Here is a 23,949-nt window from a genome sequence, read left to right on the forward strand (position 1 = left end):
TTTGGAATCTCAATGAGATACTATAATTATTTAATAATTTAGTTTTGTCTGTTCGAGCGCAAACGAGAACTTTTTACCGATCTCGTAAAACAAAAAACCTTTCGACTGCGCTCAAGGGGACATTTCATTTTTAATTCAAATTAGAAACAATGAAATACGATTTAATCAACCGCGAACTTTTTATAAAAAACAGAAAGAATTTTGCTGCTCAAATGAAACCAAGCAGTCTAGCAATTTTCAACTCTAACGATATATACCCTGTAAGTGCAGATAGCACATTACCTTTTGAACAACATAGAGATATTTTCTTTTTAAGTGGTGTAGATCAAGAAGAAAGTATTTTAGTAATATTTCCAGATGCTCCTCATGACAAGCATAAAGAAATGTTATTCTTAAAAGAAACCAATGAGCACATTGCTGTTTGGGAAGGAGAAAAACTAACCAAAGAAAAAGCTTTTGAAACTAGCGGAGTAAAAACCGTTTATTGGTTACAAGATTTGGAGAAGGTTTTGTTTGAAATAATGACTCAGTGCGATACTGTTTATATCAACACTAATGAGCATTACAGAGCTAATGTAGAAACCGAAACTAGAGAAGATCGTTTTACTAAATGGTTAAAAGAGAAATATCCTGCCCATTCAGTAGCAAAAAGCAATCCTATTTTACAACGCTTGCGTTCTGTTAAAGATCAAATTGAATTGGATTTAATCCAGAAAGCCTGTGACATTACCGAAAAAGGTTTTAGAAGAATCTTAGGGTTTGTTCAACCTGGTGTTTGGGAATACAATATTGAAGCAGAGTTTATGCATGAATTTTTAAACAACCGTTCTAAAGGTTTTGCCTATACTCCAATTGTTGCTTCTGGAAACAATGCTAATGTTTTGCATTATATAGAGAACAATCAACAATGTAAAGCTGGTGATTTAATTCTATTAGATGTAGGAGCTGAATACGCTAATTACTCTAGTGATATGTCTAGAACAATTCCTGTTTCTGGAAAATTCACAGACAGACAAAAAGCGGTTTATAATGCTGTAAATAGAGTAAAGAATGAAGCGACCAAAATGCTAGTTCCTGGAACAATTTGGGCAGATTATCATGTTGAGGTTGGTAAATTAATGACTTCTGAATTATTAGGCTTAGGATTAATTGATAAAGCAGATGTGCAAAATGAAAATCCAGATTGGCCAGCTTACAAAAAGTATTTTATGCATGGGACTTCTCATCATATGGGATTAGACACTCATGATTATGGAATATTAACTGAGCCTATGCAAGCTAGTATGGTGTTTACAGTTGAACCAGGTATTTACATTCCAGACGAAGGTTTTGGGATTCGTTTAGAAGACGATGTGGTTATACAAGAAAAAGGAGATCCATTTAACCTAATGAGAAATATCCCTATTGAGGCTGATGAAATAGAAGATCTAATGAATTCTTAAAAAAAAGCATTAACAATTTCTAATACCGATTCAATAGTAGTTTCTTTTGCAATTAAAATTGAGTCGGTATGCTCTTTTGCTTCTTGAGCAGTTGTATTCCCAATACAGAAAGCAGTTATGTTTTTTAAATCATTTTCTAGTGTAAAACTTTCCACTCCACTAGGACTAAAAAACAACACTCCATTAAATGTTTCGTTAATCTTCTTAGCTTGAAGCTTAGTTTCATAAACAATGACCTCTTTAAAAGAAATATTATTCTTAGATAACAAACTAGGTAGTTCTTCCCTTCTTTTATTTCCACAAAAGAAAATAAATTCTTCCCCTTCAAAATTATTTACCAAATAATTAGCCAACTCCAGTGCATTTTTTGAAACTCTAATAACTGAATAGTTACTATCTAGAAGAATTTGTTTCGTTTTCTCTCCTACACAAAATACATTTTCAATAACAATATTATTATCGATTATAACTTGAGCAGAGTTTTTACTGGTTATAATTGCATTCTTGACTGGTTTAGTAATTGGATTAAACTGAACTCTTTCAATAGAAATAGCATCGTATTCTATTAAGCTAATATTCTTTAATAGTCTTTTTTGCTCTTGAGTTAATATTTTAGTAGAAACAATAACTCTGCTCCCTCTCCCATGGGAGAGGGTTGGTGTGAGGGGTTCTTCTATATGTTTTTTTATACAAGAAATTATTATATCAGGATTCTCGAACACTAATTTATTATCAAATCTTAAGATTACATAACCAAGTTTTTCTAATATTTTAGTTCTTTTATAATCGTAATTCTGCCGAAATGAATTATTATGAGTCTCTCCGTCCAGTTCAATAATTAACTGATGAGATAAGCAACAGAAGTCTACAATAAAACTTTTAATTGGATGTTGGCGACGAAACTTTAAATCAAAAACTTTTCTATTACGTAAAATCTGCCAAAGTTTACATTCGGCTTTGGTTTGTTGTTGACGTAACTCTCTAGCTTTTTTAATTTGGTTTTTCATTTATTTTCACAATATACCTGATTGTGCTTTCCCCTCACCCTAGCCCTCTCCCCCAAGGAGAGGGAACTGACTAAGAACTTATTTCACTATTTGTTGATTTCAGCTTTTATCTCTTGCATTAATTCTGCACCTCCGTCAGCTAATATTTGCCTAGCTAATTCTTTACCTAAATCTTTAACCTTAGCTAGTGGTACATTTTTTATTTCAATCTCTTTCTTTTCTTTTCCATCTAAAGAAAACAACACTCCATTAAAAGTCAATTCATTATTTTCAACCGTTGCTAAAGCCCCTATAGGAGCCGTACAACCACCTTCTAATATTCTTAAAAATTCTCTTTCTACAGTTGTGCAAATTTCAGTTTCTTTGTGGTTTAACTTTGCAACAGCTTCTGTACAAAAGCTATCATCTTCCATAGTAACCACCAACATAGCTCCTTGAGCTGGAGCAGGAATCATCCAACTTAAATCAATATAGTTTTCTGGAAGAATATTGATTCTTTCTAAACCTGCTTTGGCAAAAATTGCTCCATTCCAATCGTTATTTTCTAACTTTTGTAAACGAGAATTTACATTGCCTCTTAAATCTACCACGTTATGTTTTGGGTAACGATTTAACCATTGCGCTTGCCTGCGTAAACTTCCTGTTGCAATAGTTCCTTCTAACTCTAAAAACCCAAGACCTTTGTGTACTAAAATATCTGAGGTGTTGGCTCTTTCTAAAACAGCTGTTTGCCTAATTCCTTTTGGTAAAATAGTAGGAACATCTTTCATTGAATGTACAGCAATATCAACATCTTTGTTGATCATTGCTACATCTAATGTTTTGGTAAAAACACCTGTTATTCCTAACTCATATAAAGGCTTATCTAAAACTAAATCGCCTGTAGATTTTACAGGAACTAATTCGGTTTTATAACCTAAATCTTCTAATTTATTCTGTACAGTGGTAGCTTGCCATAGTGCTAATTGACTATCGCGAGTTCCGATTTTTATCACTCTATCCATAGAGATGTTTATAATTGAAAAACTTTAGAAATCACCGCAATACTTTCGTCTGTAGATGTGCTATCGTCTTTTAAATGATTAGCAAAATGCTTAGTGATTTTTTGTATAATTCTGTCGGAAAGAACTTCTGCTTGATCTTGATCAAACTGATTGTTTTTTCTTCTTTGAAAATCTATTTCTTCCGATTTTATTTCTTGTAATTTAGACTTTAAAGCCTTAATTGCTGGAGCAAACTTTCTTGTTTCTAGCCAAGCTAAAAATTCAGATTTTATCTCTTCAATAATTTCTTGAGCCTTAGGAATGTAAGCTTTACGCTTCTCTAGAGTCTCATCTGTCATCTTAGATAAATCGTCTAGGTGTACCAATCTAACATTCGGCAAGTCTAAAACATCATCAGAAATATTTTTAGGAATAGAAAGATCTAACAACAACAATTCTTTATTAGTTCCTGCTAACACTTCCTTATCTATAGTAGGCTGCTGAGCTCCAGTAGCAACTATCACAATATCTGACTGTGAAATTTCAGCTTGTAGATTGGCATAATCTTTAACAGTAACATCAAACTTTCCAGCTATCTTTTCAGCTTTATCTTTAGTTCTGTTAATTAATGAAACGTGTTTATTATCTATATGCTTAACTAGATTTTCACAAGTATTTCTTCCTATCTTTCCAGTTCCAAACAATAAAATGTTCTTATCAGAAACTTCAGTTACATTATTAAGAATATATTGAACAGAAGCAAAAGACACTGAAGTTGCACCAGAACTAATTTCCGTTTCATTTTTAATCTTTTTACTAGCTTGTATAACCGCATTTACTAATCGCTCAGTAAATGCATCAACCATTTGGTGCTTCTTAGATAAATTGAAACTAGCTTTTAATTGACTTATAATTTCAAAGTCTCCTAAAATCTGACTATCTAAACCTGTACCCATTTTAAACATATGAGATATTGCTTCATTGCTTTTATATATGTAAGCAACCTTTTGGAATTCTTCTACAGTTCCAGAAGTAATATCACACAAATGTTTAATTAACTGAAAAGGGTGTTGAGCAAAACCATATAACTCCGTTCTATTACAAGTAGATGTAATAAGTAAATTCGAAACCCCTTCTTGTTTTGCCTTTTCTAATAATAATTCTTTCTGAATATTATCTAAACTAAAACGACCACGCATTTCGGCATCTGCTTTTTTATAACTAAGCCCAATTGCGTAAAAAGTGTTTCTTGTATTTTGAGGTCTATTTTGCATATACTTATTAAAGTACGCAGCAAAAATAGGATGACACATTTAAAAAAAACAACGCTAGAGGTTCGATAAATGTCGTTTTTAAGTTTTTCGATATAATTATGATAGTAAAACAGTATAAAAGTTTAATTTAGCAGTGAAATAAGGTGTTTAGACCTTGTTTGTTTAGAGTCGTTCTAAATAAACTAATAGATTATGATTACAAATCAAGAAGAAAAAAACATCGCTAGTGGGCCTATAAACGAAATTAACATCGAAAAAGGCTTTTTTGTGTTATTGTTTAAAAATGAGACTAATACAACCCAAGTATACGAACGTGATGTCGACAATAAATACATTCAGTTTCACTTTTGTTTAAAGGGTAGTTCTCGTTTTAATTACAATAACAACAGCTATTCTTTTGATGTATTAGACAGTAAAAATATCTTATTATACAATACAGAATTAAAACTACCGATTAACTTAGAGTTACGATCTAAATCTTGGCTGGTTTCTTTCTTTATATCGATAGAAAAGTTCCACTCTCTATTTTCTAAAGAATCTAGTTATATTCCTTTTTTAAGTGAAGACAATAAGTCTAAAAAATATTATGGAGACGGCGATACAACCCCACAAATGGCCATTGTTTTAAATCAGATATTGAATTTTGAAATTCATAGTTCTATCAAGACATTGTACGTAAAAGGAAAAATATACGAATTACTAAGTTTGTATTTTAACAAGAATGAAGATTCTGAAAATGAAAAGTGTCCGTTTTTAATAGACGAACATTATGTAGCCAAAATTAGAAAAGCTAAGGATATTATAATTGATAGAATGGCAGAACCACCTACTTTACAAGAATTGTCTTCTGAAATAGGTTTACCTCTTAAAAAACTAAAAGAAGGTTTTAAACAAATATATGGAGATACCGTTTTTAATTTCCTATTTCATTATAAAATGGAAGAAGCTAGGCGTTTATTAGAAACCAATACTTATAATGTAAACGAAGTAGGTTTACAAGTAGGGTATAGCACTTCAAGTCATTTTATAGCGGCTTTTAAAAAGAAGTTTGGTATTACCCCAAAAAAATATGTTCAATCTGTAAATAATGCTGAGTAAAATGAAAGGCGTTTTATTAGTAAACTTAGGATCTCCAGATAGTACAGATCCTAAAGATGTAAAAAGATATTTAGACGAGTTTTTAATGGATCCTAGAGTAATAGACGTACCATATTGGTTACGTAGCTTTATTGTTAGAGGAATCATATTAAATACACGTCCTAAAAAATCGGCAGAAGCTTATTCAAAAATATGGTGGAAAGAGGGCTCTCCCTTAATTGTATTATCAGAAAGATTGCAAGACAAAGTGCAGTCTCATACCAATCTACCTGTTGGTTTAGCAATGCGTTATGGAAGTATGACCATTAAAAAAGGCCTAGAAGACTTAATATCTAAAGGAGTAGATGATGTTTTGATTATACCATTATACCCTCAATTTGCAATGGCTACTACTGAGACAATTACGGTTTTAGCAGACGAATTGCAAAAAGAATATTTTCCTGATTTAAAAATTAGTTCTTTACCCGCTTTTTATAACAAAGAAGCTTACATCAATATTTTATCAAATTCCATTAATGAAGAGATAAAAGATTTAGATTATGAGCATTTATTATTCTCATACCATGGAGTGCCGGAAAGGCATATTAAAAAACAAGATATTACTAAATCTCATTGTAAAATAGATGGTAGTTGTTGTAATACACCATCTGAGGCACATCAGTTTTGTTATAGACATCAATGTTATGAAACAACCAAACAGGTAGCTAAGAAACTACAATTAGAGGAAGGAACTTATAGTACTTCCTTCCAATCACGTTTAGGTTTCGATCCGTGGTTACAACCATATACAGATAGAACTATAGAACGACTTGGCTTAGAAGGAACTAAGAAAATGGCTATTGTTACTCCTGCCTTTGTTTCTGATTGTTTAGAGACATTAGAAGAGATTGCAATGGAAGGAAAAGAGTTATTTAAAGAAGTTGGAGGTAAAGAGTTTACAACGGTCGCTTGCTTGAACGATAGAAATGATTGGGCTGAGTTAATAGCAAACTGGATAAACGATTGGTCTAAAAATTAATACTCATGCACGAATATTATCCCTATATAAAAGCACTACATTTAATTTTTGTAATTACTTGGTTTGCTGGTTTGTTTTACATCGTTCGGTTATTTGTTTATCAAATAGAAGCATCTCAAAAGCCATCCCCTGAAAAAGAAATTCTAGGTAAACAATTGGCACTAATGGCAAAACGATTATGGACTATTATTACTTGGCCATCTGCAATTCTTACACTTATTTTGGCTCCTACTTTACTATATTTAAATCAAGGTTTGTTGCAAGCTCCTTGGATGCATATTAAACTAGGATTTGTTCTATTGCTTTATATTTATCAGCTTAAATGTCACCAGATATATAAACAACTACAAAGAGGAGAAATAAAGCATAGCTCAAACTTTATGCGCTTGTTTAATGAAGGTGCCACAATTATCCTTTTCTCTGTAGTGTTTTTAGTTATTTTAAGACATCAACTTAATTGGATTTTTGGGGTAATTGGCATTATTTCGTTAGCAGTTATTTTAATGATTCTCTTTAAAATTTACAAACGTTACAGAGAAAAGAATTAGTGGTGTGATTATTGCTATCTTTAAAAAGTAATTTTAATAACAATGCTCAAAAACCTCTCTTTACGACTTCGAATCTTTTTATCTATGATATTTTTAGTGCTGTTAGCCTCAGTATTAATGGTTATTACCGCAGTATACCAATACCACGGAGAAGCTCAAGAATATCATGATGAAAGATTATTGAGAAAAGAACATACGGTTAAAGATCAAATAGGCTATGAGTTAAAAAACAGAACCAACTATCCTATTATAACCAAAAATATTCCTAAGATATTTAAATGGCATAATTTTATTTATGAGTTAGCCGATGTTCATAATCTCGAGATAAAACTCTATAATTTTGAAGGTGACTTTCTAATTGCCTCAAGCGCTTCGTCTTTAGGTGAGGGAACCGATTTATCACCCGAAAGACTTCCTCAGCATATTTTAGATGAATTAAAGAAATCGGTTGATAAAAGATTTGTTGATAAAACCATTGAAGGCGACAAAACAATTCAATCTTCTTACAGTTATATAACAGATCCTCAGTTTAAACCATTAGCTATTTTAAGTTTACCGTATGTTCAGGATGATGAAATAATTACTTCTGATCTAAATGAATATTTAAAATGGTTGAGTTTGGTTTACCTGTTTGTATTAATTATAGCTATTGCCTTAGCTTATTTCTTATCTAAGTACATAACACGTTCATTAAAAACCATTAGCGAGCGTATTAACCAAACCCGCTTAGATAAGAGAAATACTAAAATTGAAATCGAAAATGTTAGTGAAGAAATAAATACTTTAGTTCAATCATACAACAGTATGATTGATGAACTAGAAGAAAGTGCTGTAAAATTAGCTACTAGCGAACGTGAACAAGCTTGGAGAGAAATGGCCAAACAAGTTGCTCATGAAATTAAAAACCCACTAACTCCCATGCGCTTAAGCGTACAGAGTTTTCAACGAAAATTCGACCCCAATGATCCAGATGTTTACACTAAGGTTGATGAATATTCTAAAACTCTTATACAGCAAATAGATACCATGAGTTCTATAGCTTCAGCTTTTTCTAATTTTGCTAAAATGCCCGCTCAGAAAAATGAAACTTTGAATGTAGTTGAAATTGTTAGATTAGCACTAGATATTTTTAATGATGACCATATTGTTTTTAATGCAGAAAGAGAAGAAATTATTACCACATTTGATAGAACCCAACTAATAAGAGTTATTACTAATTTGGTTAAAAATGCTATTCAAGCAAAATCATCAGAAAGGATTCCTAATATTGTTGTAAGTGTAAAGGATGATAAAAGTAATGTAATTATTAATGTTTCTGACAATGGAGTAGGAATAAAAGAATCTAACAAGTATAAAATTTTCGAACCTAAATTTACCACTAAAACCAGTGGGATGGGATTAGGTTTAGCAATGGTTAAAAATATTATAGAAACTTACAAAGGAAATATTACCTTTACCTCTCAAGAAAACAAAGGAACCATATTTACGGTAACACTACCAAAAACATAAAAAATGAACTACGAAAACATTTTAATAAGTCAAGAAAACGGAATAGGAACCATTACTATTAATCGCCCAAAAAAATTAAATGCATTAAACAAGGCTACTATAGCCGAATTACATAGCGCTTTTGATTCTTTAAATAAAGATGCAAATACCAAAGTAATTATTATTACAGGATCTGGAGAAAAGGCTTTTGTTGCTGGTGCAGATATTTCTGAATTTGCTGATTTTTCTGTTGAGCAGGGAACTGAGTTAGCTAGAAACGGACAAAAAACTTTATTCGATTTTGTAGAGAATTTATCTACTCCTGTAATAGCTGCAGTAAACGGTTTTGCTCTAGGTGGTGGATTAGAATTGGCTATGTCTACTCATTTTAGATTGGCTAGCGATAATGCTAAAATGGGATTACCAGAAGTTTCTTTAGGAGTTATTCCTGGTTATGGTGGTACACAGCGTTTACCACAGTTAGTTGGTAAAGGAAAAGCTATGGAAATGGTTATGACAGCTGGTATGATTGGAGCAGAAGAAGCTAAACAGTCTGGATTAGTAAACCATGTAGTTCCTCAGGAAGAATTATTACCATTGGCTCATAAAATTGCCAATAAAATCATGCGCAATTCGTCTGTAGCTATTGCTCATGCCATAAAAGCTGTAAACGACAACTTTAAAGATGGTGTTAACGGATACCAAACAGAAATTACTCAATTTGGTATTTGCTTTGGAACAGAAGATTTTAAAGAAGGAACCACTGCATTTTTAGAAAAGAGAAAGGCTGATTTTCCAGGTAAATAATATATATTAATATACTTTTTAAAAACTCCTTAGTCTATTTACTAAGGAGTTTTTTATTCTCAAATATCAACTAATAAATACTTTCATTAACAAAAACATACTTTTCAGAAATAATAATAAGCTTTTCAGAAAGTCATAAATTAAACATTGATTAGTACTACATAATTTTGATGATAAATATTACAAACTAATCAATTATGAAAAAATTAATTTTTATCAAATTATTATTTATCTGCAACCTCTTACTGGCAAGTAATTACCAGCCAACTAATGGTAGCTTTGAAAATGTAAATGGAGCTCAACCTCATGAAGCCTTTACAAAACAACATTTAGGGAATAGTTGGTATGCACATAAAGGAACACCAGATTCACAACCTAATGGTTTTAATAATGTATACACCACGAGTGGTAATAGATTTGCACATGCTTGGCATAGAGTAGAAAATTTTGGTGGATCTAATTGGAAAAGAACTGGAGAGTCTTTCTTTATGTATTACCCTATGCAAGCTGGGGCTAGCTATAACCTACAATTTAAATTAAAAACTAGTGGCTATTTTGATCATTTCTATGTAATAGCTACCAATGATGCTACTGCTAATTTTTCTAATAGCAATGCTACTCACAACATGAACACCAATATATCTAACAACATCAATAATGTAATTACTAACGGAGATATTGTTGTAAACCGAACTAGCACAAATGGTAACTGGCAACAAATAACAGTTAATAATTTTACACCTACTCAAAATTATACTAAACTCTTATTCATTCCATACTTAAATATTAACACATCTAACGCTACAACAAAACAAGGACATGTTTATGTAGATGATGTGCATTTTGAAGGACAATTAGGCCCTAGTTACCTATCAATGGTATTAAACGGTTATGATTCTAACGATCATGTAGGCATTACAATATGCAGTGGTGATGAGGTAATTTTAGATGCTAGTAAAACAATCGATACTCATGAAAATTTAGCCTACTTTATACAAATACACCAAAAAAACTCAAATGGAACAACTTCTAAATGGTTTACAAAATGGTATCAAGGTTTACCTTATAATCTTATTAACTTGTCTCAAATTTATCCATACGGATTTACATCACCTGAAGGTACAACTACAGAATACCATATAAAATTAGCTATGAATTCAGGACCTAGTAATTCGTGGTTTGAAAAGCAACAAAGAATTATTGTTCATGGAGGACCTAGTTTTCACTTTGGAGCAAATTTAATTGCTACACCAGGATATTCTACTACAAGAAAAGTTCATGGATTACCAAATAATAATTTTAGCTATAAGTGGTACGAAGGAACAAGCACTAATAGCAATGTTATAAGTACTGCTAACCAAATATATATTTATAAAAATGCAGCTGGTAATTACCCATATACAGTTACAGTAACAAATAATTTAACTGGTTGCTCTACAACCAAAACAACTTATGTGCTGTATATGGAGAAAAATTCTACTGATCCACACGAGGAGTTAGGGCCGCAAAGAAATTCAGAAAAAAACATAAAGGTTTTTCCTAATCCAGTAATATCAACATTAAAAATTGAATCTGAAGAAGAGTTCACTTCCTCTAAAATTTACGATGTAAACGGTGTACTAATTATTGAAACTAAGGAACACAACATCAATGTGAATCGTTTAAAAAAAGGATTTTATGTTATTAAAATTTACAATAATAACTCTCTATTAACTACTAACAAATTCTTTAAAAATTAACAAACCTTTACAAACTCTTGTAAAGCATCTATAACTTCCTGTTGGTTTTCTATATGACTCATATGGCCATCAGGAAGTTCTACTTTTAAGACTTCTGTACCCTCTAACTGATCTAATAAATCTTCATAATTTAAAACAGGATCTTTCTTACCTAAAATCATCATCTTAGGATAAGGAGAAAAGTGTAGTAATGCTTCTCTATCAAAACGAAGCTTCATGCCTTCCTGAGCTGCTATATAGCCTTGTAAAGGAGTTTTTAATGCTTCTTTTTTTACTGCTTTAATTTCTGCTTGAAAAACTTTTCTATTCTTAGGCCTAAACAAATTGCTTATAGACATTCTTACCAAGTTCTTATAATTGGTTTTAACTGCTTCTATAGCTCTACTACGCAACTCAATTCTCTCTTTACTATCTGCTCTTGTAGTAGAATTTAGCAAACATAAACCTTTTACATTATCCGGATACATTTCTGCAAAAGCAAGGGAAACATACCCTCCCATAGAATGGCCTACAAAAATAGACCGTCTAATTTTTAAATATTGTAAGACCTCTGCAACTACATCGGCCATTACATCCATTTCATGCACATAGCCCAAACATTCTGTTTTTCCATGGCCCAATAGATCAATACATACTACTCTATTTCGCTTTAACAAACTAGGCTTTATAGCATCCCACATAGTACTATTTTCTAAAAAACCATGTAACAGTACTATGGTATTTCCTTTTCCCTCATCTGTATAACTTACAGTAGTTCCTTTATATATTAATTGTTGCATTTTTTAGACGCCTCTATTTAATCTTTTGCAAAAATAAAAAAAGCAAGCCTTTATAAGACTTGCTTTTTAATATATTATTATCTCTAATTACTAGAAAGCGTAGTTAAATCCTAAACCAAATGCTTCTCTAATCTGGAAACCTTTTGGTTGTGCATTATCATCATAGATAGCTTGAAAAACTAAGTTAGCAGAAATATACTTATTTACTTGCATCGCTAAGTTCATTGTATAATCTATATCTACATTCTGTGGATCTTCTAAATAGTTAGTATATAAAGCTAAAATATTTTCTACAGAAATGTTTTTCATGATGTCAAACTTAGCATAACCTCTAACAGCTGCTCCTAATTCAAAACGAATAGCATCTCCTTTTTCTACACCAAAAGCATCTCCAAATTCAGTAAAATGTTTATGCACCATAATCATTTTTGCTGCTGCTGGTGAAATATTTACAAATAAGTTATCTGATTTTTTCCATAACATACCTGGTCCTGCCTGAAAATACGCAGGAGAGAAAAAATGTGATGTTGTTATATCCTGATTAAAATCATCTGATGTATCTAGAGGAGTATTATTATCATTAACAAATGAAACTGAACCAGCATCCATTTGAGTTCTTAAGTTGAAATAAGCAGAATAATACCAATTATTTGAAGCTTTTTTACCTGCAGTAGAATTGAATTCTAAACGGTCGTTATTTTTAGTAAAACGTTCAGCTCCCTTGTTTTTATTTACACCATAATCTGCAATAATCTTATTATCCCAAATCCAATCGCCTTTTTTATAGTTAATATCATAATTAACTAAAATATTAGCTGCTGTATTACCAACTCCTCCGCCAGTCCATTCTTTGTTAAATGCTGACTGATTAAATGTAATAAGAACATTTCCTGCTCTTTTCCATCCTTCTGTTACTGAATCTTTAGCAGCTTTCTCTTGAGCGAAACCTACGAATGTAGCCATTGCAAACGCTAATGCTAATACTACCTTTTTCATAATTTGAAAGTTTTAATTTATTTCGGCGGCAAATATAACCATCCATATCTTTTTAACAAAATTCACAAATAACTGATAATCTGATGGTTGCGTTATTTTTTCTGTTTGTATAATGGAACAGAAGAGCAAGCTTCTCCGTACATTACAGATTTAGCAATTGGCATAAATAAAGATGTAAGGGTTAAGTAAGCGCTTTCTGGAACTGGCTTAGATGAACAGCCTTTTATAATTACCATTTTATTTTTATACTGAGACAAATCTAGCTGATGTAAAACACTTTCATAAAGACTAGTTTCTAAATCCTCTAAGCTACCTTTTACAATTTTTTCGACAAACGGTTTAATTTTAACGACAACAAGCATATACGCCCATGCTGGAACAATAGCGTCTGTGCTGCAATAAATAGCTGCATAGCTGTTTTTGTATTGTTCCCAGTTATGATTATCTAAACTTTCTCTAAAGTTTTTTTCCCTTAAAATAAAGCCTTGATCTAACCACTGAGCTATATCAATTACTACTCTATTACCCTCTACATAATAATCTTCTAAATTAAATGTAATTAAATTGGTGTTTTCTGCTACTCTATTTCTTATTGGTTCTTCCATATTAAAAAAGGCTTCGTTTTACTGAAGCCTAATAAGTTTATAACACTTCGACAAGCTCAGTGTGTAGTATTTAATTATTTATAGCATTCCTAACTCTAGTTTAGCTTCCTCACTCATTAAATCTTTATTCCACTCTGGCTCAAAGGTAATCTCAACTTCGCAATCATTAACCTCATCCAAAGTTTTTATTTTATCTTCTACTTCTTTAGGCAAAGTTTCTGCAACAGGACAGTTAGGCGTTGTTAAAGTCATTAGTACTTTTACATCATAATCAGTACTTACCATAACATCGTAAATCAATCCTAATTCGTATATATCTACTGGTATTTCAGGATCATAAATAGTTTTAATAACCCTAACTATCTTTTCTCCTAATTCATTAACATCAATTTCTACAGCTTCTTCAGACATATTTTTTTATTATTTTGCTAATTGCGCTTTAAAAGCAATAGCATACATTTTTATTTGTTTTACCATACTCACTAAACCATTTGCTCTAGTTGGAGACAAATGCTCTTTTAAACCAATTTCATCGATAAAATCCGTATCTGCAGCTATAATTGCTTCTGGTGTTTGATTGGTAAAAGTTCTTATTAACACAGATACAATTCCTTTAGTTATTATAGCATCGCTATCTGCAGTATACTCTACTTTATTGTCGTTTAATTTAGCATGCAACCAAACTTTAGATTGACATCCTTTAATTAAATTGGCATCTACCTTGTATTCATCATTAATTAATGGTAAAGATTTACCTAACTCAATCATATATTCATAGCGTTGCATCCAATCATCAAACATTGAAAACTCATCTATCAACTCTTCCTGAATATCCTTAATCGTCATTTTTTTGCTTTTTAGGCTGCAAAGATAACATTTTGTTTACTAATGCTTCTAATTCTACAGGAGGATGTCCACCATCGAATGTAGAAGATTTAAATTCTTCTTTACCTTGATACACCTTTACATGTGTATGGGGAGCTCCATCGAAACGTCTTTTATTTGTTGGAGATTCTAATAATGATATTTCCTTTAAATCTATAGTTGAAATGATTTTCTTTAAATCTGCAATATCTTCTTTAGATACATCATACCTTAGAGGTCTAACATTTCGTTGTTTTGTATAAGTTATATAACCGCCATTATAAACTGTTAAATTCATATAAAAACCTCTAGTACTAGAATCATAAACCACTAAAGGCATGATATCTGTTTGCTCATTATTATTGAGTTTTTTAATGTTTTCAGTAATATTTAAAGCCATTTGAGTATCTCTCTCCTTTTTCAAGACCTTTCTTAAAGTGTACTTTAAGTTAGAACCATCAGCTGGTGGATTATCTATTTTTTCTATATCCACTTCTAATTCATAATTATAACCTTCTTCATAAGTAAACCCTTCTATTTCTCCGTAAAACAATTGCCAATTATCTTCTCCCTTAATTTTATATTGCATGCATTTCTGCGTTCCTTCTCCTTGGCAATCTACTAAGTTAGATTTTAAAATTACTGTTTTGGTTTCTTTACAAGCCATTAGCATAAAACTAAATAGAGTTAAAATGAATACTACTTTTTTCATAATCAAAAATTTTATTGGTTATAGTTTATACAATACTAATTCTATGCCAAAATATACAACTTAAATATTAAACCATAAATACTACTTATAAAAGCATGGTTCTAGCTTTTTGTAATGCCTCTACTAATCTATCTACATCTTCTTTAGTGTTATAGAACATAAAAGAAGCTCTTATAGTGCCCGGTATATTAAAAAAGCTCATGATTGGTTGTGCACAATGATGTCCGGTTCTTACCGCTACTCCTAACTTATCTACAATTGTTCCTACATCATAAGGATGACATCCTTGTATATTAAAAGAAATAACAGATGTTTTCTCTCTTGCTGTACCAACAAACTGCAAACCTTCTATTTTATTTAGTTCTTGAGTAGCATAATTTAACAACTCTTCTTCTTGCTGTTGTATATAATCGAAACCTACAGAATTTAAGTAATCTAAAGCTATACCAAAAACGATTCCTCCAGCAATATTAGGGGTTCCTGCTTCAAACTTATGTGGCAAACAAGCATAAGTAGTTTTTTCAAAACTTACCTCTTTTATCATTTCTCCACCTCCTTGATAAGGTGGAATAATATTTAACCATTCTTCTTTACCATATAAAATACCCACTCCAGTAGGTCCACACATTTTATGGGCGGAACATACATAAAAATCGCAATTTAACTCCTGTACATCTGGCTTTACGTGTGGTGTAGCTTGAGCACCATCAATTAAAACAACCGCTTCATATTGATGCGCTTTATCAATAATTTCTTTTATAGGATTAATGGTTCCTAAAGCATTCGATATATGATTAACAGCTACTAGTTTTGTTTTTTCACTTAACAACTTATCATAGTCTTCCATTATCAACTCGCCATGCTGATTCATTGGAATAACTTTTAAAACCGCACCAGTTCTTTCGCAAAGCATTTGCCAAGGAACAATATTAGAATGATGTTCCATAGCTGAAACGATTATCTCATCTCCTTCTTTTACTAAAGAAGTAAATCCGTTAGCTACCAAATTAATACCATCTGTAGTTCCTTTTGTGAAGATAATTTCTTCTAAATGCTTGGCATTAAAATGCAGTTGCAACTTTTTTCTAGCTTCTTCATAAGCATCGGTTGCCTTTTGACTCAAGGTGTGGACACCTCGGTGAATATTTGCATTAATCTCTGTATAATATTTAGTGATAGCATCTATAACCGCTTTAGGCTTCTGAGAAGATGCTCCATTATCTAAATACACTAATGGTTTTCCGTTTACTTCTTGATTGAGTATAGGAAAATCTGCTCTAATATCTTGGATGTCTTTTGTTAATGACATAAGTAATTACTTTAAAAGCACAAAGTTATTGATTATTTCACACAATAAAGCCTTATCAAGTTAATTCTGATAAGGCTTTATCTTAAATTAAATAATTATTTACTAGTTAAGCATACTTTCTCTTGCTCCACCAGCTCCAAAAAGGTCTCTCATTCTTGCTTTTTGACCTTCAGAAAACATATACATACAGGCATCGTCTACATAATCCATGTAATTCATTGTCATATCATTAGATCGACAATTAACTGTTGGATATGATGGACATCCATAATTCGGACCGTCAGAAGACGGAGTATCTGCTACAAAATCATCTCTTTTGCATCTTCCATCTCCCCAAATATGACGTAAATTTAAATAATGACCTACTTCATGGGTTGTAGTTCTTCCTTTATCAAAAGGAGCAGATACATAACCTTGTTTACCAAAATATTGTGGAGAAACTACTACACCGTCTGTACTAGCACTTCCTCCAGGGAACTGTGCATAACCTAATATACCTCCACCTATATTACAAACCCAAATATTTAAATGAGTTTCTGGAGTAATTACATCTACACCTCCGTTTGCTGAACTTTTCATGGCATCGTTGGTACCCCATGAAGTTCTTGAAGATGCTTTTCTCGTTATTCCTGCTAAAGTAAATTGAATTTCACTATCTGCTACCAGACCAGCAAATTCATTTGGTACCTGGTTTACGTCTGAGTTACTAGCCCTAAAATCATCGTTCAAAACAGCTATTTGAGAATTAACTTGTGCATCGCTTATATTTTCTTGTGAATTGTTATAAATAACATGAACATAAACAGGAATATTAATCACTCCTAAATTATCAGATCCGCCGTCTCCGCCTCCATTTCCATTACCATTACCATTGCCGTTACCGTTTCCATTACCTGGTTTAGCATTTATTCTAGCTCTAGCCTCTATAGCTTCCATTCTTTGTAACAATCCTGGATTTTCTTTTAATTGTCTTTCTAATACATGCATAGAATGACACTGACGTCCACCTATATTGATAGCTTGACGTTCTAATTCATCGGCTGACACCGTTAAATCTACTTTTTGAGTTTCTTCTGGTTGCTGAAGATCTTTGTCGGTCTCACAAGACCATAATAATGCTGCAGCTACAAAAGCTGTAAGGCATAACTTTCTCATAAAAATTATTATTAGGTTGTTAATAAATATCGGTTTGTCTTCTAAATAACCGATTAATAGCTCTTTTTTAAAAACTATTATTATGAGTAAATTTTGAGGGATATTTTTCGCGAGGTTCTAAAGTACTATTTTTTTATTAAAATAAAAAATCCTCAATCAAAACTGACTGAGGATTTTTATTATTCATTAAAATTGTTAATTACAAATCAAATCCTAAATTAACATTTAACTTTTGAGCTATTAATTTATTAATTCTAGCTTTTACCTCAGGTATTTTTACACTTTCTAAAACAGTATTAGCAAATGCATACATTAATAAAGCCTTAGCTTCTTTTTTAGGGATTCCTCTTTGTTGCATATAAAACAATGCCTGATCATCTAACTGACCAATAGTACAACCGTGTGTACAACGAACATCATCTGCAAATATTTCTAATTGAGGTTTTGCATTAATGGTTGCTTTATCGCTTACCAACACATTGTTGTTTTGTTGGTATGCATTTGTTTTTTGAGCTTCTTTCTCAACCACAACCTTACCATTAAATACCCCCACCGAACGTTCATCATAAATACCTTTATAATCTTGATGACTTTCGCAATTAGGCTCTATATGATGTACTAATGTATGATGATCTACATGTTGCTTACCCTCTAGTATAGTTACCCCTTTTAAAATTGAATCTACATGCTCTCCATTTTGAAAAAAGTTTAAGTTGTTTCTTGTAATCTTTCCTCCAAATGAAAAAGTATGTACAGAACAAACACTTTCTCCTTGCTGATCTACATATGTATTATCTACTAAGGAAGCATTTACATTATCGTTCTGTATTTTATAATAATCTACATGAGCATGCTTAGCTGTAAATATTTCTGTAACAGAATTGGTTAAAACAGGGTTGTCTGACAATGATTGGTGGCGCTCAATAATCTGAACATGAGCGTTCTGTTCTGCCACAACTAAATTTCTTGGTTGCAAAAAAGTTGCTGATTCGCTACCCGTTGCGAAATTAATAATTTGTATTGGTTTATCTACCTCTGTATTTTTTGGTATATAAATATAAGCTCCTTCGCTTGCAAAAGCAGTATTCAAAGCCGTCATATTATCTTGCTTAGCTGCTTTGTTAAAGTAATTTTCTATTACGGCTTTATGCTTGTTTTTAGTTAAAGCCGAAGACAACAAACAAACATCTATACCATCATGAGTAGTATCTGATAAAAATGAGCTGTATTTACCGTCTATAAATACAATTTTATATGCATCTATATCATGAATAAAATACTTCTTTACATCTGCAAATTCAACAACCGCATCCTTATTAGGAAAGATGCTATAGTCTTCTTTTAAAATTGAATTTAACGAAGTGTATTTCCAAGCTTCTAATTTTTTAGTAGGAAAACCTAAGTCTTCAAACTCTTTTAAAGCTTTGGTTCTTATATCGTGTATATCGGAATTTATGTTTACTCCATTTTCAAAAGCAACATAAGACGATAATATTTTTTCTTTTAATTCCATTGTTCTTCAGTTATAAAGTTAAAAATGCTTGAATGTTTAAATGTTCTTCTTTAAAACTTTATACATTTTAACCTTCAACCTCTTGCTTAATCCAATCGTAACCTTGTTCTTCTAACTTTAATGCTAAAGAAGCATCTCCTGTTTTTACAATTTTACCATCGTGTAAAACATGTACATAATCTGGAACTATGTAATCTAACAAACGTTGGTAGTGTGTAATAACAACTACAGCATTATCTTTTGCTTTTAACTTATTAACTCCGTTAGCTACAATACGTAAAGCATCGATATCTAAACCAGAATCGGTCTCATCTAAAATAGCTAACTTAGGCTCTAGCATTGCCATTTGAAAGATCTCATTACGCTTCTTTTCTCCTCCAGAAAAACCTTCGTTTAAAGAACGTGATAAAAATTTTCTATCTATTTCTAATAATTCAGACTTTTCACGGATCTTTTTAAGCATATCCTTAGCAGGCATCTCCTCTTTACCTTGAGCTTTACGAGATTCGTTAATTGCTGTTTTTATGAAGTTGGTTACAGAAACTCCTGGAATCTCTACTGGATATTGGAAAGACATAAAAACTCCTTTATGAGCTCTTTCGTCTGCCTCTAATTCAGAAATATCTTCTCCTTCTAATTCAATTTCTCCAGCTGTTACTTCATACTCTTCTTTACCAGCAATTACAGAAGAAAGCGTACTTTTTCCTGCTCCATTTGGCCCCATGATAGCATGAACCTCTCCTGCTTTAACTTCTAAATTAATTCCTTTTAGAATTTCTTTATCCTCTACCTGTGCATGTAAGTTTTTTATACTAAGCATTTTCTTCTATAATTATTTAACTATGGTAATATTTTCTTCTGTTGTTGATTTTGAAACATTTTCTATTGATGTAATAGTTAATGTTTTTTTCCATTCATTCTCATTAGGATTATCTGCTATATCTCCTTTTACAGATATCTTTACAAAATCGAACGGTTCTTTTTGAAAAGTTTTACTTTTCTCTATTAATTCTTTACAAGCGTCGTTCATAATTACTTTGTAAGTTTCATTACCCATCGTAATTATTGCACTTCCATCTACTGCTAAAAAATCTCCTGTGTATATTGGAGTAGGTTTTTCTATTTTAGCTTCAGCGTTGATTTCTTGTGTTTCTACTTTTGCTTCTTTTTTACAAGAAACAAACCCAATAAGGGCAATTAAAATAACTAGAACTTGTTTCATTTTTAAATAAATTTTAACCTACCGAACCTTCTAAACTAATTTCTAATAATTTCTGAGCTTCCACTGCAAACTCCATTGGAAGTTTGTTTAGTACTTCTTTGCTAAAACCATTTACAATTAACGCAATAGCTTTTTCTGTATCTATACCTCTTTGGTTGCAATAGAAAATTTGATCTTCTCCAATTTTACTAGTAGTTGCTTCATGCTCTATCTGAGCAGACTTATTTTTAGCTTCTATATAGGGGAAAGTGTGCGCGCCACACTCATTACCCATTAATAAACTATCACACTGAGAGAAGTTACGGGCATTCTCTGCTCGAGAACCTATCTGAACCAATCCTCTATATGAATTCTGTGATTTACCAGCCGATATACCTTTAGAAATAATAGTACTCTTAGTATTCTTCCCTAAGTGTATCATTTTTGTACCTGTATCTGCTTGCTGATAATTATTAGTAACCGCTATTGAATAAAATTCTCCTACAGAGTTATTTCCTTTTAGTATACAAGAAGGGTACTTCCATGTTACTGCTGAACCTGTCTCAACTTGAGTCCAAGAAATTTTTGCGTTCTTTTCGCAAATACCTCTCTTAGTTACAAAATTAAAAACCCCTCCTTTACCCTCTTCATTTCCTGGGAACCAATTCTGAACGGTTGAATATTTAATTTCAGCATCATCCAAAGCAATTAATTCAACTACAGCCGCGTGTAATTGGTTCTCATCTCTTTGAGGTGCTGTACAACCTTCTAAATAACTTACATAAGAACCTTCATCTGCTACTACTAAAGTTCTCTCGAACTGGCCCGTACCTGCTTGATTGATTCTAAAATAAGTAGATAGTTCCATAGGACACCTAACTCCTTTAGGTATATAACAGAAAGATCCATCACTAAATACGGCTGAATTTAATGCCGCATAAAAATTATCTGTAGTAGGGACAACGGTACCTAAATGCTTACGTACTAATTCTGGGTGCTCTTTAATAGCTTCAGAAATAGAACAGAAAATAATTCCTTTTTCTGCTAAAGTTTCTTTAAAAGTAGTAGCAACAGAAACAGAGTCTACTACAACATCCATAGCAACTCCAGCTAACTTCTTTTGCTCATCTAAAGAAATTCCTAACTTTTCAAACGTAGCTAATAATTCTGGATCTACTTCATCTAAACTTTCATACTTAGCTGCAGATTTTGGCGCAGAATAATACGATATTGCTTGAAAATCTGGTTTTTCATACTGAACATTTGCCCATTCTGGTTCTTCCATTTCAGACCAAACTTTAAACGCCTCTAAACGCCATTCCGTCATCCATTCAGGCTCTTCTTTCTTTTTAGAAAGAGCTCTAATAACATCTTCATTTAAACCAACAGGAAAAGTTTCGGATTCTATGTCTGTATAGAATCCATACTCATATTCTTTGGTTTTTAATTCTTCTCTTAAATCGTCTTCTGTATACTTACTCATTTCTGACAAATGTTTAAAAGTTAAATGTTATAATGTTGATTCTAAATATTTAATCAAACCACTAATTAGCTTAGCTATATCACTTACTTTTAAATTCAACTTTTCAAACTCTTCTTTTGTAATATAACTTAAATCTACGGCTAAATATAGTTGAGAACGAACCTCTCCTGCCGAAGCCTTAGCTATATACAAAAATCTTATAAATTCTTTAGAGGTCTGTCTTTCAAATCCTTCAGCAATATTAGATGAAATCGAAATACTCGCTCTTCTTATTTGATCTCTTAATCCAAAATCTTTAGAAAAAGAGTTGTTCTTATTTGTAAAACTATAAATGTCTAAATTTAATTCTCTAGCCTTTTGCCAAGCAATAATTTCTTCAAAAGAACTAAATTTACCCATAACATTTTACATTCGAACTTGTAACTTTTTAACTATAGTGAAAAACTTTCACCGCAACCACAAGTTCTATTAGCATTAGGATTATTAAACACAAATCCTTTTCCGTTTAATCCTCCAGAATATTCCAAGGTAGTTCCCACCAAGTATAAAAAGCTCTTTTTATCTACAATTACTTTTATACCATTATCTTGAAACATTTTATCGTTTTCCTTTTCTTCTTTATCAAAAGTAAGATCGTATGACAAACCAGAGCATCCTCCGCTTTTAACCCCTACCCTTACAAAATCTGTAGTGGCATCAAAACCATCTTCCTCCATTAAGGAAACGACTTTCTTTCTTGCTGATTCTGAAACTTTTATCATTCTTTAATTAGATTAATCCTAAATAGTGTGCAAAGATACAATATATGTAGGTTTTTGCAAGCCTACCTAACAGGATAACTTTAAAATTTAATAAAGATTTAAAATTTATTGTTGAAAATTAGGGTTATTGATAAACTCTGTATCGGTAAGTGTTAATAAAAAAGCCTTCAAATCTGCTTTATCTTGAGCTGATAACTGTACTCCTCCTTCATCAACTTTTTTCATTAACGGATCTATTGTTGGTGAGTTCTGAAGTCCTTCGCTATAGTGATTAATTACCTCCTCTATGGTAGCAAAACGACCATCATGCATGTACGGAGCTGTAAAAACTAAATTACGTAAAGAAGGTGTCTTAAACTTTCCATTGTCATTAGGGTCACCTGTAAAAGTTGCTAAACCTAAATCTGTAAATGTAGCATCTAGACCGTTATTATGAAAAGCATTGTCTGTCCATAAAGGATTTTGGTCGCTACCATGACAATGAAAACAATCTCCTTTAGCTTCATCCATAAACACATTAAAACCATTTAATTCTGAAGTAGTTAGTGTTTCTTCTCCCAATAAATATCTGTCAAATTTCGTATTAGCAGAGATTAAAGTTCTTTCAAACTGAGCCAAAGCCTTTGTTATGGTTTCTTGATTAATTACTTCATTAGGGAATGCTTGTTGAAATAATGTTGGATATTCTGAATCTAAAGACAACTTATTAATTACATCTTCCCAAGCACTATTCATTTCTACAGTATTAGTAATAGGTTCTTGTGCTTGATGTTCTAAGCTAAAAATTCTTCCATCCCAAAAAAATCGTTCATCATAATTCCAGGCCATATTAAATAAAGGCATAGAATTTCTGGTTCCTAAAGCACCGTTGACACCAGTACTAAATTGTGAGTTATCTGAAAAAGATGCACTTGGCAAATGACAAGTAGCACAAGAAACCGAATTGTCTGAAGATAGTTTTGTGTCAAAAAAAAGTTTTTTCCCCAAAGCTATTCCTTGAAGAGTTTGAGGATTATTAACTGGTATTATTGGAGAAATAATTTTTTCACCAAAAAGCGCAGGAATATCTAATGGTGCTGGAGTAGGACTATACCTAGCGCCATCATCTTTACCACAAGAAAGTAAAAACAATACAACTATGAAACTATATATTGAATTGTTCTTCAT

At 31.9% G+C, this 23,949-nt stretch carries 25 protein-coding genes; 7 read left to right on the forward strand and 18 right to left on the reverse strand.

The genetic code is table 11. From position 1 onward, the window contains the following. Positions 1 to 149: 149 nt before the first annotated feature. Positions 150 to 1,442, forward strand: a complete 1,293-nt coding sequence (locus ACFQ1O_RS10315) for an aminopeptidase P family protein (RefSeq protein WP_377715941.1) — start codon at positions 150 to 152, stop codon at positions 1,440 to 1,442. Here the strand turns inward: ACFQ1O_RS10315 and ACFQ1O_RS10320 are convergent. The 3 genes from ACFQ1O_RS10320 to hemA all read right to left on the reverse strand — a co-directional run bounded on the left by ACFQ1O_RS10320 (position 1,439) and on the right by hemA (position 4,706). Beyond that, positions 1,439 to 2,449, reverse strand: coding sequence for a DUF559 domain-containing protein (locus ACFQ1O_RS10320; protein WP_377715942.1), 1,011 nt, complete (start codon positions 2,447 to 2,449; stop codon positions 1,439 to 1,441). The genes ACFQ1O_RS10315 and ACFQ1O_RS10320 overlap by 4 nt on opposite strands. An 86-nt stretch (positions 2,450 to 2,535) precedes the next feature. Continuing rightward, the gene (gene hemC / locus ACFQ1O_RS10325; protein WP_377715943.1) at positions 2,536 to 3,453 is read right to left on the reverse strand and encodes a hydroxymethylbilane synthase; all 918 of its coding nucleotides are present in this window, start codon (positions 3,451 to 3,453) and stop codon (positions 2,536 to 2,538) included. Positions 3,454 to 3,461: 8 nt separating this feature from the next. After that, positions 3,462 to 4,706, reverse strand: a complete 1,245-nt coding sequence (gene hemA, locus ACFQ1O_RS10330; protein ID WP_377715944.1) for a glutamyl-tRNA reductase — start codon at positions 4,704 to 4,706, stop codon at positions 3,462 to 3,464. 192 nt (positions 4,707 to 4,898) lie between these two features. Here hemA and ACFQ1O_RS10335 point away from each other — a divergent pair, with 192 nt between their 5' ends. The 6 genes from ACFQ1O_RS10335 (at position 4,899) to ACFQ1O_RS10360 (ending at position 11,404) form a co-directional block, all read left to right on the forward strand. Then, complete coding sequence (locus ACFQ1O_RS10335; protein ID WP_377715945.1) at positions 4,899 to 5,804, forward strand: helix-turn-helix domain-containing protein; 906 nt, start codon at positions 4,899 to 4,901, stop codon at positions 5,802 to 5,804. A gap of 1 nt (position 5,805) precedes the next feature. Next, a complete protein-coding gene (hemH, locus tag ACFQ1O_RS10340) occupies positions 5,806 to 6,822 on the forward strand; it encodes a ferrochelatase (RefSeq protein WP_377715946.1) in 1,017 nt (338 codons plus the stop codon). Between the two features lie 5 nt (positions 6,823 to 6,827). After that, on the forward strand, positions 6,828 to 7,370 hold the full coding sequence (locus tag ACFQ1O_RS10345) for a CopD family protein (RefSeq protein ID WP_377715947.1): 543 nt from the start codon (positions 6,828 to 6,830) through the stop codon (positions 7,368 to 7,370). Positions 7,371 to 7,412: 42 nt separating this feature from the next. Then, complete coding sequence (locus ACFQ1O_RS10350) at positions 7,413 to 8,879, forward strand: sensor histidine kinase (RefSeq protein ID WP_377715948.1); 1,467 nt, start codon at positions 7,413 to 7,415, stop codon at positions 8,877 to 8,879. A 3-nt stretch (positions 8,880 to 8,882) separates the two neighbouring features. Then, positions 8,883 to 9,665 (forward strand): enoyl-CoA hydratase/isomerase family protein, encoded by a 783-nt coding sequence (locus tag ACFQ1O_RS10355; protein ID WP_377715949.1) that lies wholly within the window; start codon positions 8,883 to 8,885, stop codon positions 9,663 to 9,665. 197 nt (positions 9,666 to 9,862) lie between these two features. Continuing rightward, positions 9,863 to 11,404, forward strand: coding sequence for a T9SS type A sorting domain-containing protein (locus ACFQ1O_RS10360; RefSeq protein WP_377715950.1), 1,542 nt, complete (start codon positions 9,863 to 9,865; stop codon positions 11,402 to 11,404). Here the strand turns inward: ACFQ1O_RS10360 and ACFQ1O_RS10365 are convergent. The 15 genes from ACFQ1O_RS10365 to ACFQ1O_RS10435 form a co-directional block, all read right to left on the reverse strand. After that, on the reverse strand, positions 11,401 to 12,183 hold the full coding sequence (locus ACFQ1O_RS10365; RefSeq protein ID WP_377715951.1) for an alpha/beta fold hydrolase: 783 nt from the start codon (positions 12,181 to 12,183) through the stop codon (positions 11,401 to 11,403). The genes ACFQ1O_RS10360 and ACFQ1O_RS10365 overlap by 4 nt on opposite strands. 90 nt (positions 12,184 to 12,273) lie before the next feature. Continuing rightward, complete coding sequence (locus ACFQ1O_RS10370) at positions 12,274 to 13,179, reverse strand: DUF3078 domain-containing protein (RefSeq protein ID WP_377715952.1); 906 nt, start codon at positions 13,177 to 13,179, stop codon at positions 12,274 to 12,276. 92 nt (positions 13,180 to 13,271) lie between these two features. After that, positions 13,272 to 13,784, reverse strand: a complete 513-nt coding sequence (locus ACFQ1O_RS10375; RefSeq protein ID WP_377715953.1) for a DUF2480 family protein — start codon at positions 13,782 to 13,784, stop codon at positions 13,272 to 13,274. Positions 13,785 to 13,862: 78 nt separating this feature from the next. Continuing rightward, the gene (locus tag ACFQ1O_RS10380; RefSeq protein ID WP_377715954.1) at positions 13,863 to 14,195 is read right to left on the reverse strand and encodes an iron-sulfur cluster assembly protein; all 333 of its coding nucleotides are present in this window, start codon (positions 14,193 to 14,195) and stop codon (positions 13,863 to 13,865) included. 9 nt (positions 14,196 to 14,204) lie between these two features. Then, entirely contained in the window at positions 14,205 to 14,630 is a 426-nt protein-coding gene (locus tag ACFQ1O_RS10385; protein WP_377715955.1) for a SufE family protein, read from the reverse strand. Next, a complete protein-coding gene (locus ACFQ1O_RS10390; protein WP_377715956.1) occupies positions 14,620 to 15,360 on the reverse strand; it encodes a DUF4377 domain-containing protein in 741 nt (246 codons plus the stop codon). Before ACFQ1O_RS10390 ends, ACFQ1O_RS10385 begins: the two co-directional genes overlap by 11 nt. An 85-nt stretch (positions 15,361 to 15,445) precedes the next feature. Then, positions 15,446 to 16,669, reverse strand: coding sequence for an aminotransferase class V-fold PLP-dependent enzyme (locus tag ACFQ1O_RS10395; RefSeq protein WP_377715957.1), 1,224 nt, complete (start codon positions 16,667 to 16,669; stop codon positions 15,446 to 15,448). 102 nt (positions 16,670 to 16,771) lie between these two features. Continuing rightward, the gene (locus ACFQ1O_RS10400; protein ID WP_377715958.1) at positions 16,772 to 17,824 is read right to left on the reverse strand and encodes a zinc metalloprotease; all 1,053 of its coding nucleotides are present in this window, start codon (positions 17,822 to 17,824) and stop codon (positions 16,772 to 16,774) included. A gap of 199 nt (positions 17,825 to 18,023) precedes the next feature. Then, positions 18,024 to 19,337 carry a Fe-S cluster assembly protein SufD gene (sufD, locus tag ACFQ1O_RS10405; RefSeq protein ID WP_377715959.1) on the reverse strand — a complete coding sequence of 438 codons (1,314 nt, stop codon included), beginning with the start codon at positions 19,335 to 19,337 and terminating at the stop codon, positions 18,024 to 18,026. Positions 19,338 to 19,404: 67 nt separating this feature from the next. Beyond that, positions 19,405 to 20,157, reverse strand: a complete 753-nt coding sequence (gene sufC / locus ACFQ1O_RS10410) for a Fe-S cluster assembly ATPase SufC (RefSeq protein WP_377715960.1) — start codon at positions 20,155 to 20,157, stop codon at positions 19,405 to 19,407. A gap of 12 nt (positions 20,158 to 20,169) precedes the next feature. Further along, complete coding sequence (locus ACFQ1O_RS10415; RefSeq protein WP_377715961.1) at positions 20,170 to 20,559, reverse strand: hypothetical protein; 390 nt, start codon at positions 20,557 to 20,559, stop codon at positions 20,170 to 20,172. A gap of 13 nt (positions 20,560 to 20,572) precedes the next feature. Then, positions 20,573 to 22,021: a Fe-S cluster assembly protein SufB gene (gene sufB / locus ACFQ1O_RS10420; RefSeq protein WP_377715962.1), complete on the reverse strand. Its 1,449-nt coding sequence runs from the start codon at positions 22,019 to 22,021 to the stop codon at positions 20,573 to 20,575. Positions 22,022 to 22,048: 27 nt separating this feature from the next. Next, positions 22,049 to 22,420 carry a four helix bundle protein gene (locus ACFQ1O_RS10425; protein WP_377715963.1) on the reverse strand — a complete coding sequence of 124 codons (372 nt, stop codon included), beginning with the start codon at positions 22,418 to 22,420 and terminating at the stop codon, positions 22,049 to 22,051. A 32-nt stretch (positions 22,421 to 22,452) separates the two neighbouring features. Continuing rightward, on the reverse strand, positions 22,453 to 22,782 hold the full coding sequence (locus ACFQ1O_RS10430; protein WP_377715964.1) for a HesB/IscA family protein: 330 nt from the start codon (positions 22,780 to 22,782) through the stop codon (positions 22,453 to 22,455). A gap of 105 nt (positions 22,783 to 22,887) precedes the next feature. After that, positions 22,888 to 23,949 (reverse strand): cytochrome-c peroxidase, encoded by a 1,062-nt coding sequence (locus ACFQ1O_RS10435; protein WP_377715965.1) that lies wholly within the window; start codon positions 23,947 to 23,949, stop codon positions 22,888 to 22,890.

This window comes from Pseudofulvibacter geojedonensis, from assembly GCF_042675745.1.
GTDB classification, from domain to species: domain Bacteria; phylum Bacteroidota; class Bacteroidia; order Flavobacteriales; family Flavobacteriaceae; genus Pseudofulvibacter; species Pseudofulvibacter geojedonensis.

Coding starts and splice junctions, on each gene's coding strand:
- ACFQ1O_RS10315 (WP_377715941.1), top strand. CDS start 150: ATGAAATACGATTTAATCAACCGCGAACTTTTTATAAAAAACAGAAAG.
- ACFQ1O_RS10320 (WP_377715942.1), bottom strand. CDS start 2,449: ATGAAAAACCAAATTAAAAAAGCTAGAGAGTTACGTCAACAACAAACC.
- hemC (WP_377715943.1), bottom strand. CDS start 3,453: ATGGATAGAGTGATAAAAATCGGAACTCGCGATAGTCAATTAGCACTA.
- hemA (WP_377715944.1), bottom strand. CDS start 4,706: ATGCAAAATAGACCTCAAAATACAAGAAACACTTTTTACGCAATTGGG.
- ACFQ1O_RS10335 (WP_377715945.1), top strand. CDS start 4,899: ATGATTACAAATCAAGAAGAAAAAAACATCGCTAGTGGGCCTATAAAC.
- hemH (WP_377715946.1), top strand. CDS start 5,806: ATGAAAGGCGTTTTATTAGTAAACTTAGGATCTCCAGATAGTACAGAT.
- ACFQ1O_RS10345 (WP_377715947.1), top strand. CDS start 6,828: ATGCACGAATATTATCCCTATATAAAAGCACTACATTTAATTTTTGTA.
- ACFQ1O_RS10350 (WP_377715948.1), top strand. CDS start 7,413: ATGCTCAAAAACCTCTCTTTACGACTTCGAATCTTTTTATCTATGATA.
- ACFQ1O_RS10355 (WP_377715949.1), top strand. CDS start 8,883: ATGAACTACGAAAACATTTTAATAAGTCAAGAAAACGGAATAGGAACC.
- ACFQ1O_RS10360 (WP_377715950.1), top strand. CDS start 9,863: ATGAAAAAATTAATTTTTATCAAATTATTATTTATCTGCAACCTCTTA.
- ACFQ1O_RS10365 (WP_377715951.1), bottom strand. CDS start 12,183: ATGCAACAATTAATATATAAAGGAACTACTGTAAGTTATACAGATGAG.
- ACFQ1O_RS10370 (WP_377715952.1), bottom strand. CDS start 13,179: ATGAAAAAGGTAGTATTAGCATTAGCGTTTGCAATGGCTACATTCGTA.
- ACFQ1O_RS10375 (WP_377715953.1), bottom strand. CDS start 13,784: ATGGAAGAACCAATAAGAAATAGAGTAGCAGAAAACACCAATTTAATT.
- ACFQ1O_RS10380 (WP_377715954.1), bottom strand. CDS start 14,195: ATGTCTGAAGAAGCTGTAGAAATTGATGTTAATGAATTAGGAGAAAAG.
- ACFQ1O_RS10385 (WP_377715955.1), bottom strand. CDS start 14,630: ATGACGATTAAGGATATTCAGGAAGAGTTGATAGATGAGTTTTCAATG.
- ACFQ1O_RS10390 (WP_377715956.1), bottom strand. CDS start 15,360: ATGAAAAAAGTAGTATTCATTTTAACTCTATTTAGTTTTATGCTAATG.
- ACFQ1O_RS10395 (WP_377715957.1), bottom strand. CDS start 16,669: ATGTCATTAACAAAAGACATCCAAGATATTAGAGCAGATTTTCCTATA.
- ACFQ1O_RS10400 (WP_377715958.1), bottom strand. CDS start 17,824: ATGAGAAAGTTATGCCTTACAGCTTTTGTAGCTGCAGCATTATTATGG.
- sufD (WP_377715959.1), bottom strand. CDS start 19,337: ATGGAATTAAAAGAAAAAATATTATCGTCTTATGTTGCTTTTGAAAAT.
- sufC (WP_377715960.1), bottom strand. CDS start 20,157: ATGCTTAGTATAAAAAACTTACATGCACAGGTAGAGGATAAAGAAATT.
- ACFQ1O_RS10415 (WP_377715961.1), bottom strand. CDS start 20,559: ATGAAACAAGTTCTAGTTATTTTAATTGCCCTTATTGGGTTTGTTTCT.
- sufB (WP_377715962.1), bottom strand. CDS start 22,021: ATGAGTAAGTATACAGAAGACGATTTAAGAGAAGAATTAAAAACCAAA.
- ACFQ1O_RS10425 (WP_377715963.1), bottom strand. CDS start 22,420: ATGGGTAAATTTAGTTCTTTTGAAGAAATTATTGCTTGGCAAAAGGCT.
- ACFQ1O_RS10430 (WP_377715964.1), bottom strand. CDS start 22,782: ATGATAAAAGTTTCAGAATCAGCAAGAAAGAAAGTCGTTTCCTTAATG.
- ACFQ1O_RS10435 (WP_377715965.1), bottom strand. CDS start 23,949: ATGAAGAACAATTCAATATATAGTTTCATAGTTGTATTGTTTTTACTT.